Here is a 10,899-nt window from a genome sequence, read left to right as displayed (position 1 = left end):
GTCAGAAGTATCGATTATGAAATCAGATTATGTAACAAATATTAATTTTAGTTACAAAATTGATAGTGAAAGGCAACCTAGCGTTCACAAAGCCCGTCGAAAATCCCACCAGGAGAAGTAAACTTGAGCTGCAAAAAGATTTTGGAATGATGGGAATTGGGCCAGTTGGTGCTGATGTGATTGCCGCTCACCCCAGTCTAAAACTCTGGAAAGGCATAACCAAACGACCCTGAATGCCCCAGATTCTGCTTAAGGTATTACCCTGGCGAAAAAAGCAGACAAGTACAAGGGAAGAAAGAAAGCCCTCAGCCCCACACAAGTCGCTCAAACTCACTAGCAGGTAAAAGCAGGAGAACCCAAGGCCGCTATCGCTCAAGACCTCGGCACCAGCCATGCCACCCTCTACCGCACACTCGCACAACAACACCCTGAATAGCCAATTTACACACCCGTCAAAACCGTATAGTACTTAGGAGATAAGGCCCCTAGATGAGTAAGTCCTAATAGGGCTCCTCGACAGAAAAAGTCTATACAAAGATAAGGGGAGAGTGTTTAAGTTGAAGGTGTGAACAATAACCTAAACACTCTCCTGACCACACTCTACGTCACCCTGGTAGACGATGTCCTGCCTTCTATAGGCATCGATCGCACTCACCGCCCAGGTAGAAAACCCGCCCTGGACGATGCCGAACTACTCTGCCTGGTCATCGCCCAACACCTCCTGCACGGCACCTCGTCGGAAACACGCTGGGTGCGCTACGCCCACCAGCACCTGGCCGAGATGTTTCCCGATATCCCCCAACAATCCGGGTACAACAAACGCGTCCGTGCGGCTAGCTCACTGATTTCGCTGGTGATCACTGCTCTGGCACGAGATACTGACTCCTGGTACGACCTGTGCCGATTGTTAGATTCCACCCCAGTTCCGTGTGCGATGTCGAAGGAAACTGTGAAACGATCAGACCTGGCCGGGTATGCCAACTATGGGTATTGTGCGTCGCATTCGAGATATTTCTGGGGGTTTCGTCTCTACCTGGTGTGCACCCCGGATGGGATGCCGGTGATCTGGGGACTGGCGAACCCTAAAATCGGGGAACGAGAAGTCGCTATGGTGTTACTGGACCATGACCAGCATCTTCTTCATTCGGGTCAGGTGATCGTGGCGGATAAGGGGTTTGCCGGGAAAGATTTCGAGGGGTTTATCTCCCACGAGTTAGGTGTGCGGTTGGTGCGTCCTGATCGTAAAAATGAGGTCCCAAGGTATGGGGATCTTGGTGGGATTAGGCAGTGGGTAGAATCGGTGTTTGACACGTTAAAAGACCAGTTGGGGTTGAAGTACCACCGGGCGAGAAGTCCTGGTGGTGTCTATGCCAAGGTGGCGGGCAAGTTGTTGGCGTTGGCCTCTGTGATCTGGCATAACTGGCTTATCGGTGCATCTGATAAGCGTTCCTTGACTGCTTATGATCACTGAACCTATTAGGACTTAATCATCTAGCTAGTTCTCTACCAAGAGTAAAACAACTAAGGAAAATAACTACTACTGCCTACCGGCAGGGGAACCGTATATTGCTTATGGTGTGAGACCCTTTAGTTAAATTTCTGGATACTCACCAAGTTCCTTCAACGCTGAGATATGCCGGGCGACAGTCGCGCGGGATAATCCTGTTTCTTGTTGGATCTCCTGCCAGGTTGGGAGCTGTTCTGTCTCCATCCAGTACGACGTAATAAACTGTCCTACTTTTTGACGATTGCCGACACCCTCAATTTTCTTCCGCTTATGTGTCTTCTTCATCACGGCTCGGCGACTTTGTGCATATTCGCCATTTGGGTCAGTTTCCCAGCGTTCTGCGGCCTTTTTCCCGCCTCTACGCCCCATCGTAGCTAATGCTTTACGCTCCGCACTGGTCGCACGCCCCGCGGCTGCTGAGCTGCCGTAGACCTCGCCTTTAGACGTCGTGACATAACCACGCACTCGCCTGGCCATCGTCTGGCGGTCTTTCATCGGCGGTAACTCACGTTTGCGCCCATCAGCCCCGACCTCCTGGGCCACGGTGTAGGCATGTTCGTAGGCATCAATGATCGCCGCATCGGTCATCCGCTGACCAGCCTGACGCAACCGATGACCAGTCTTTAAGGCATGGCGAAACGCGGTTTCATCACGCGCTGCTCGGCCTTCACGGATCCACAACACCCGCACACCCTGGATCAGCTCCGGGTCATACTGATCGAATTGGCCGGCGAGTTCTGCTTCCACATCCTTCGATAAAGCTTTGAAGCGTTCTGCGTCCTCACGCCTGGCCTTCACAGCGTTGATCAGCTCACGGCCACTGGAAAACTGCTGACGAGGCTTGCTGTACTGCTCCTGACCGGTCATCGCACGCACCCCTGCAAGAAGATCCGCCAACCGGTACACGCGATGATGCTGGCGATACCACCGATACGCGGTCGGGGAATCGCCGGTATAAAACGGTGACCGGCTGAAACGATGGGAAAAATGGCTGTCATGACCTAACCATTGTCCCAGGTCATGGGTCGCTGCGGCCAGTAGCGTCATAGCCCGGGATTGGCCGTCTTTATCGGCATAGACCGCATCAATCAACCAGATCGCCTGGCATTTACCGTTAACCGGGTTAATCCCCACCCAGGAAGGGCCTAGGTAATGGGTAATCAGCTGGGAGAACTTTTCCTTGACCTGGTCATTCAAACTCACCGGGTGTCCACCGGCATCACCAGGAAGATCAATATCAACCACCAGGACAGAGGCATACTGCTTGGTGGTTAATTGAACGTACTCGCATTTACCCAGCGCCTCTGAGTCCACCCGGTACATTCGGGGTGCTCGGGTGCCGTTTTTAGTGGTGAGATAAGAGCTAGCGAAATCACGCCCCCGGCTCCCGTGCAGCACCTTGCGGCCCAGGTGGGCAAGCAAGGCCTCACGATCCAGGCCACTGGCAGGGGTGTCTTCTAGGCCACCGTAAATATCGGTGGTCTGAGTGTGTCTGGTTGTGCCAGGCACGGTGTTATTGACTAGACTCATAGCCATGCTTTCCCCGGTGGTCGAAGACCGGTGTAAAGCGCTCAGCAGCTAGGTTCGAAGCTAGGTGCTAAGCGATTCAATGAATGCCCACCAGTGTCGAGCTGGTGGGCTTTCGCTTTTGTTAAGTTCTTTTCCCGCACTGTAGCAGTGCCTTACCCCACCTGATTGAACGACACGTCGATGCAGGTAAAAATACCTTTCCCCCCCTGGCCTTCACTCTCCTGGTATGGGTTTACAGGTTTACGGGTGCTGTAAAACCATAAACCCATACCTAAGGTTTCTCGCTGCTACCTGCGGGTTGTGATGTACTCATGAAGAAGATCACCAACCATTCTATGAACCGTCACCCCGTCCCTAGCGGCGATTCTCGTCAACTCAGCATGGAGCTCTCGGTCAATTTCAACCGTGGGTTTCGTGACACCACTACGGTTGTTCGACCACTGGAGCACTTTGGTGATAACGACGACAATCACCCCGATTACTCCAAGTAAAAGAAAGAACAGGATAAGAAGAACCATCAGTTCCCCGCTGCCCATAGACATGATGTCTCCTTAAATAATAATCGCGCGTGCATGACTGTAGGAAAAATAAACAGTGATTACCTACCCCCTCAGTTAACCGTAAAACGTAGACCTATCGTGTCTGGTTCTGGTGATGGAATAAAACAATCTCAACCCCCACAGAGGATGACCTCTTTCCCTGGGCGGAGAACGCAGTGAGGGTCGTGGCGTTGCCCGTTACAGGTTTACAGGTGTCGCAAACCTGTAAACCTGTAACGTTGGTTTATGGTCGTTTACCTGTGGGTTGTGATGTACTCATCAATCAGGTCGGTAATGATTTCTCGGATGGTGACCCCATCCCTGGCTGCGATCATCTTTAGTTCAGCGTGGGCGTCCTGGTCGATTTCCACGGTCATTTTCTTCACGAAGTCGCGGGTGCTGGGTTGCTGGAAAGCTTTTTCCACCGCTGCTTTGCGGGTGGCTTTCTTCGCAGGGGTCTTTGTCACCGGGGTGGTAGTGGTCTTTTTACGCGGGCCGGCTTGGTCGGCAACACGTGCTCGGGTGGTCATTGCATCTGCTCCATCATCTCAGTGGTCACGGCGTCATAGCCGTGCATCTCTATCGGGGCATAGCCATAAGCGGCGTGCATATCCTCCCGCAAAGGGATCTCGGTAGAGAAACGCGGTAGTTGCTCGGCATCGAGGATCTCGCGGGTAACTTCCGGGGCGCTGGTGCCACGGCGGACAAAGGTCAACAAGACAGCATGTGGGGTGTCATCGAGCGCGTCGCGGATTTCCCACACTCGTGTCAGATCAGCCGCAGTAGCACGCGTTGGTAGGATTACGAAGTCACTGACTTCAATGGCTGCCTCAATTGCTGTTTCATCACCGGGCGGGGCATCGATGACGATAATTTCCTCGTCTGTTAGTCGGGCGGCGATCCTGGGTAGCTGGCGGGGGATGGACACCTCGACATCGAAGGGAAGTGGGTCGCCGTGTTCTTCTGCTCGTTCTGCCCAGTCCAGGGCACTGCCCTGGCGGTCAAGATCAATCACGCGCACCTGATGTCCGCGACGTGCTAACTCGGTGGCCACGAAAATGGTGGTGGTGGTTTTACCCACCCCACCTTTGGCGTTGACGGCACTAATAATCATGGTTTCCCCTGCGGTTGTAGTGGGTGCACACTCAGCCTAACAGGTTTACGGGTTTACAGGTTTGCAGTCAGATTTAAATTTAGAAAAAGGGGCAGAAAGCCCGAAGTGCCTTACCCCAAATTCTCGCCCTACTTAAAGCAGGTACCAATACTTTCCATCATCATGCATTTCACAACCACGAATATTGGGGAAGTTTGCCCCCGCATCCAAACGGGGGATCTTCATGTGTAATAAACATGTAAACATAGAATTGAAAGGGCCATTCCAACTCGCTGCAGCCGAGGCAGTTGCCGGGAATAGTACGGCAAAAGACAACATTAGTGCTGCAGAAGTTGCGCCTACCCGCTTTGCAAGCTTCAAAATACCTCTCCTTAAGTAAATGCCATGAACAGAATAAGAAAATCATAAGCTCTATGGCGCTTTTGCGGGTAAATATATTCACTACATGAAATAAGAATTTATAATTTTAAAATTCCCAGCCCTATTAGAGCCACTGAAGAAAGTAGGGTTCCCCATGAAATGATCTTTGCTGTATTAACTGTCTTTTCCGATTTCACAACCAAGGAATAGAAAACGACTAGAGCAACAGCAAAAGTTGCCATCAAACTATAAACCACCAGCACTGCTAAAGAGTTGACATTAGCGAGATTAAATCCGTTCATCTCTAGAATTCCGCCCCAAAAAGGAATAGAAGTAAGAGATTGGACCAGACCAGTAAAAACTGCAAAAAGAATGGCGTTTAATTTGCGTTTTCCCACAAAGCGAATCGATTTATATACGCTCGACACTAAATGGCTGCTCCTTGCAGCAATAAGACCCAATAACCCCACCGCAATAAGTGCACCACCGAAAATGGGGGATTCCAGAATTTCCTGCGCATTTAGACCAGTACGATTCACCACAGTAAAGGCAATCAGTCCAGCCAGTACAATTCCAACAAAGTCTCCAAATAGGATTGATATCGATATCCAAGATATTTTGTTTCTCAGGTCGGAAAATAATCTAGATAAAAGTACCACTCCAATTAAAAGTAGATTTACTGAATCTATAAGTGCATAAGGTGCGATAGTAAATAATACTGCGGACAAAAATGCCCTCTTTCTATACAAGTTCGAAGCTGGTTCTCACGCCCTGGTGTCTACATAGATTTTATGCCCACTGCTCCAGATAGCTTCAATGCACTATATTGTCTATGCCGACTTCAACGATTCATGGCATCCCCCGCCCAACGAATACGTGAATCAGCATGATTTCACCTGACATATAGAAGCACTATTTACAGTTTTACAGGTGCTGTAAAACTGTAAATAAATTATTACGCCCTTTCACCTGCTGAAAGATCGATCACAGGCATGAAAGGAAAAGGCTAAAGGGGTGTTTTGCTGCACTTACTCTTAACGTTCCACACCGTGATCCTTGTGGGGGCCACGGTTCATGCCGAACTGCTGAGCCGCACTAATTCCCTGGCTTCGCTGTGACTGAGGACGACCCAGCACATCATTCAGATCATGCTTAGACACTCTTCCCAACAGCTGCTCAACTTTGACCCCATCACGATAAAGCTGCGCACGTTGGTACTGCGCATGAACATCACGGTACTGCTGATCAACCTGGGCAAGATCGCGTTCAATGCTCTGGCGCTGCTCGGTGATCTGGGCACGATCGCGCTCTAAACCAGCCTGCTGCTTACTCCACTGCTCAATCTGCGCCACCCCCTCATTCGGTTTGATCATCTTGGCCAACCACCCGCGGTTATCGCGGGCCTGCTGCGCCTGGGTGATCTGGTGTGTCACCTGCTCTACCTGCTGGATGATCTGGCGTTCCTGCCCCTGCACCTGCCCCACCTGCTGGGCAATTACCTGACGCTGCTGGGCCAGCACGCGGCGTTGCTCCTCCAACACAGCCACTACCTTCTCTGCTTCCTTCACCGGGTCAGGTGAAGACGTCTCTCCCTCGCGCTGAGCAGTGGCTGACATGCCCAACATGTCGAGTAATCCGGTGGCCACACCCTTATCTGACGCTGGTGGTGTGGGTTGTGGTGCTAGTTTCCGTTTCTGCTTCGGTGGGGTCTGCGTCAACCGAAAGAACTCACTAAACCGCTCTGCACGACGCTGCTCACGATTCTCCATGACTTCACCCATCCGGGTGCCACTAAACGGCGACTCGTTAATAAACTCACCACTTGCGGCAAGACGAGTCAACGCCCAATCAGCGCGCGCTGTGCCCCACACCTGGTGCGGGGTCTGATCAGCACCATCACGAGCAGCTGCCGCGACCAGCAGATCACGGGCATATTCCGCCCCCTTACGACGCTGAGTCGGTGTGACCCCACCATGACCGGTATCGGTATCACCCGGCATGGATTCAGTGAGATACAGGTAGTTACCCTCCCGACCACGGGTGAGTGGAACATAGACACTGGCCCGGTCAACCTGACCAGCACCGGCCACCACGCGGGCCACATCCACCGTGGCGCCCTGGGCGGAATGCCCGGTAGAGGCATAACCCAACTGACCAGACTCCTTTAAATAGGAGGCTGGGATCAGGGCTGTGGCCTGGGTGTCATCAAGACGGGTGGCACTAATCGAACCATCACCATGCAAGGCATCGACCCGCCAGCGTTGACCATTACGAACCACATCACCCACGCTAGTGAGCAGGTCATAATCATTTTTCCTGGTCAACAACACATCACCTGCATGCAACCACTGACCAGTCGATAATTCACGGGCCTCCGACAGATTAAGTTCCCCGCGATCAGCGCGAATCTTCTGGGTACCAGCATTCAACGCCTTGACCTGCTCACCAGTGGCAGCAACCAGCAAAGAGTCCTTGCCGGCTTCAGTATCGTTCTTCCAACCAGCGAGCGCATCATCAAGCATCGCGGTGGTGGAACCGGCATCAAGACGACCCTGAAGCATGTACCAGTGGGCCGCACGCTTAATCGAATCCCTATCCCCACTACGTAACTGGGTGCTGGCCTCGCGCTCAGCCATGTCACGCTGACGGAAAACCTCCGTCAACTCCACCGCATCGGGCAGTTCATACGCCAAAGTCGCCAGCATCCCTGACCTGGCCTTCACTGCCGAATACTGCTGTGGGTCACCGACCAGCACAATCTTGGCCTGGGCCGCACGGGTGATCTCCAACAGGCGCACCACATCTGGGGTGGCCACCATCCCGGCCTCATCCACGACCACCACAGTGTCGCGGTTCCACCCCAATGTCGCGGCCACCTGGGCCGGGGTGAGATCCTCTGTGCCATACAGTGCTCGGGCAATCGTGGAGGATTCATGGGCGACGTGTTCCCCGACCATCACATCCGCAGCTTTACCCGTCGGCGCCAAGCCGATCACGGTTTTACCGGCGTGTTCCCACACCTCGCGTGCCGCCTTCAACGACGAGGTTTTACCCGCACCGGCAGGTGCGACCACGACAGACGCTAAGAAATTAGAGGTCACCACAGCGGTCATGGCCTCAGCCTGGGCAGGCGAGAGTTTCCCCTCCACAGGGACAATAGATGCAGCAGATACCGCATTATTGGTGCGGGTCACAGCCAGGTCAATGCCCTTATTGACCTCCTCGATCACCACATCAGTGGTAAACCGCTGGGAACCTTCCCGCTGGGTGTTATCGACCTCGCGGGCACGATCCGGGGTGACACTTAAGGCCACTGATTCCAGTGCTGCGGTGGCGGTAGCCTCGGCAAACTCTACGATTTCATCGACGTTCAAGGCACCCACGGGGATCATCTCAGCACATTTTTCCACCACATCAGCACGGGTAAACGTCGACCGCTCCGTGGTGACCTCGGTTAACACCGCCTCCGGGGTCGGCAACGGCTTCCTGTTTTCCGATTCTGGGGTGGTACCTAGATCGGCGACAAACCGCGCGACCAGCCCAGCTGCCTGATGCTGGTTCCACTGGGTTTCCAAATCAGAAAGAGTCGCATCAACATCTTTAACCTGACGAGTGGTTTTCTGCGCTACCCGCTGGAGCTGATAATTCGTGGTCAACGTATTCTCCGCTTCCCACTGACCGATCTCGGTACTGCGGGTAGAAAAAGCCGTCAACACAGCCGGATCATGAAGCCCCAGAATATCGGCCTGGCCGTTAGTCACCTCGCCCCACTCCACACCCAATTGGCGGGTTAATTCCTCCCGCAACACCGCCTGATACAACATCCCAGCAGCCCGTGCCTCGTGATACAGGCTCACCCCATCTATCGAGCGCGCCTTACCATCCACACAGAGTTGGCGATTAGCTAATAGAACATGTGAGTGAACATGAGGATCCCCCGCACGAGAAGTCCGGTGCTCATATTTCACACCCGATAACCCCAGGGTTTTATCCACAATCAGGGTGTCTGTTTCATCCCACCGGCGAGTGTAGGCAGCATGGGTTTCTAAATAATCCAACGCCGTGGCCACCGCCACGCCGTGGGCTTCATCCACGGCCTGGCGCACCTGATCACGTCCCGATAACCCCCACAACACCGACACACTTTTCGGGGCGCAAAACGTCAGATCAAAACCAGGAACACCATCTTCCCGTAAGGCCCGCCCCAGTTTCTCGCCCTTGGGGGAAGTGACGTTATTGAACCAGTTTTTCACCTGTTCACCACTGATCGTCTGGCCCTGCTCCACGCCCAACAGCCGAGCGTACTCAACCGCATCGCCACCTTTTACCCACGCTTGCGCAGGCGCGTTTCCGGCCTCGGAATAATAACCATCAGGGCCAGGAACCTCGTCCACGGTGGACTCATAGTAGGCCACGGACTGACCATGCATCTTGCCAATCGTCAGCACCGCGCCCACCTCCTTCTCCACCGCCTGGCCCCCGCGCGATAGCGCGAAAGCAATCTATTGCAAATGTCCCATTTGGTTTTCTTTTTCTTGATTCTCATCTTACTGCAAGGCAGGTGGGAGCTGGTGGGAAACGTGAAACAGGCCACCGGTAGGTGGCCTGGAAGCGGATCTTCCCTCGCCAAGGCGAGGGAACCGCAGGTGGTCAGGAGGACTGTTCTTTTCAGAACAGTGCTCTTTCGGTCACTACCGCGATCGTGGCTGTGTCGGGGCAAGGGTGAGAGCGCTAGCGAGTACCCGCGCCAGCAAAAACCCGCTCACCACCACAGTGGTGAGCGGGTTAAAAACAACCGAGATTATTCGGCAGGGCGGATGCGATCCCTCACCCATGATTCGGCTTCTTCCGTGACCGCGGTAGACGCTGCCAAAGCGTTCGCAATGCTCCGTTGCTGGCCACCATCAAGGCGATCCCACTGCTCGACCAAGGCGGTGATAATGATCGCCTGGGCATGCTCGCCACCGCTTAAGGTGGCATCGTCAGGATCATCGATGGGCACACCATGAGCAGCGAGGACATCCTTGATTGGCTTCATGAGTATCAGTCTTCTATCAGGGGTGGACGGACATAGGAAATGACTAGAAAATACTTTCTACCCTGACATATTTATGTAGGGACCCCTCAACCCCGTCTCGGAACTGTTAGCGGTGGAGAGGCGTTAGTTATTCAACATCATGGAACATGCTTACTCATCTGGTTCCCATGGTTCTCGGGGTGTCCTTCGCTCTCCCCAGTACTTCACTGGCCCCCAATGACTATGGTCCGGTTCTTCGGTGAGGTATAGCTCGGAAATTTTTGTCTCAGAAAAGTAGTCAGAGAACGGGGAAGTCTCTTGATGCACCCTCTGCTCCGGAATCCATTCCAGTACTCCAGACTCACGCCATTTTTTATATTGCAGAATAAGAGACGAAAGGTTCTTATACCAGTTGAGTTCAATTAACTCTGCGATTGTAAATTCTGCAAAAATATCATCTTCGAACAACCTGATTCGGACGATCAGGTTTAAAATGTCTTCTTCAGAGGAGAATTGATGATCTCCGCCTAATTCCCACAGAGGAACAGCGCAGATGGTCAGAGATGCTGCTTTTTCTTCTTTAGAACCTTCCACCTCTAAAACCGCCTCCATTTTTTTTCAGCTCTGCGATTGGGCCTATTCCAACTTTAACGCAATGATGCGTGGATTGAAGACCAAACGCGTGGATATGGTTTTCACAATAGGTCATGGTTGGGAAGAATTGTGAAAACTGAATGGCTTGAGCCGTAGGGGCCGAAAAGATGCTTGTCCCGAGCGTGAGCACCAGAAATCCGATAAAAAATCTTTTTTGGTTTTTCGTTCTTCTACTCAT

10 protein-coding genes are annotated in these 10,899 nt (G+C 52.9%); 1 reads left to right on the top strand and 9 read right to left on the bottom strand.

All coding sequences use genetic code 11. From position 1 onward, the window contains the following. Window positions 1-565: 565 nt before the first annotated feature. Window positions 566-1,471 carry an IS982 family transposase gene (locus tag CFAEC_RS14235; protein WP_290280291.1) on the top strand — a complete coding sequence of 302 codons (906 nt, stop codon included), beginning with the start codon at window positions 566-568 and terminating at the stop codon, window positions 1,469-1,471. A 120-nt stretch (window positions 1,472-1,591) separates the two neighbouring features. On the opposite strand, the gene CFAEC_RS14230 is transcribed toward CFAEC_RS14235, so the two are convergent. From CFAEC_RS14230 to CFAEC_RS14190, 9 genes are all read right to left on the bottom strand, one after another. Then, window positions 1,592-3,037, bottom strand: a complete 1,446-nt coding sequence (locus CFAEC_RS14230) for a replication initiation protein (protein ID WP_290280290.1) — start codon at window positions 3,035-3,037, stop codon at window positions 1,592-1,594. Window positions 3,038-3,324: 287 nt separating this feature from the next. Continuing rightward, window positions 3,325-3,579 (bottom strand): hypothetical protein, encoded by a 255-nt coding sequence (locus tag CFAEC_RS14225; RefSeq protein WP_290280289.1) that lies wholly within the window; start codon window positions 3,577-3,579, stop codon window positions 3,325-3,327. 251 nt (window positions 3,580-3,830) lie between these two features. Further along, window positions 3,831-4,106: a plasmid partition protein ParG gene (locus CFAEC_RS14220; protein ID WP_290280286.1), complete on the bottom strand. Its 276-nt coding sequence runs from the start codon at window positions 4,104-4,106 to the stop codon at window positions 3,831-3,833. Beyond that, a complete protein-coding gene (locus tag CFAEC_RS14215; protein WP_290280284.1) occupies window positions 4,103-4,690 on the bottom strand; it encodes a ParA family protein in 588 nt (195 codons plus the stop codon). Before CFAEC_RS14215 ends, CFAEC_RS14220 begins: the two co-directional genes overlap by 4 nt. Window positions 4,691-4,822: 132 nt before the next feature. Continuing rightward, window positions 4,823-5,050: a hypothetical protein gene (locus CFAEC_RS14210; RefSeq protein WP_290280283.1), complete on the bottom strand. Its 228-nt coding sequence runs from the start codon at window positions 5,048-5,050 to the stop codon at window positions 4,823-4,825. Between the two features lie 98 nt (window positions 5,051-5,148). Next, window positions 5,149-5,778, bottom strand: a complete 630-nt coding sequence (locus CFAEC_RS14205; RefSeq protein WP_290280299.1) for a hypothetical protein — start codon at window positions 5,776-5,778, stop codon at window positions 5,149-5,151. Window positions 5,779-6,084: 306 nt separating this feature from the next. Then, window positions 6,085-9,498, bottom strand: a complete 3,414-nt coding sequence (gene mobF, locus CFAEC_RS14200) for a MobF family relaxase (RefSeq protein ID WP_290280297.1) — start codon at window positions 9,496-9,498, stop codon at window positions 6,085-6,087. 353 nt (window positions 9,499-9,851) lie between these two features. Next, window positions 9,852-10,088, bottom strand: coding sequence for an antitoxin (locus CFAEC_RS14195; protein WP_290280295.1), 237 nt, complete (start codon window positions 10,086-10,088; stop codon window positions 9,852-9,854). Window positions 10,089-10,238: 150 nt separating this feature from the next. Further along, the gene (locus CFAEC_RS14190) at window positions 10,239-10,661 is read right to left on the bottom strand and encodes a hypothetical protein (RefSeq protein ID WP_290280293.1); all 423 of its coding nucleotides are present in this window, start codon (window positions 10,659-10,661) and stop codon (window positions 10,239-10,241) included. Between the last annotated feature and the right edge of the window lie 238 nt (window positions 10,662-10,899).

The sequence above is a fragment of the Corynebacterium faecale genome, from assembly GCF_030408735.1.
Lineage (GTDB): Bacteria > Actinomycetota > Actinomycetes > Mycobacteriales > Mycobacteriaceae > Corynebacterium > Corynebacterium faecale.
The sequence above is the reverse complement of the archived record's forward strand: the minus strand, read 5'-3'. Positions and strand labels throughout refer to the sequence as shown.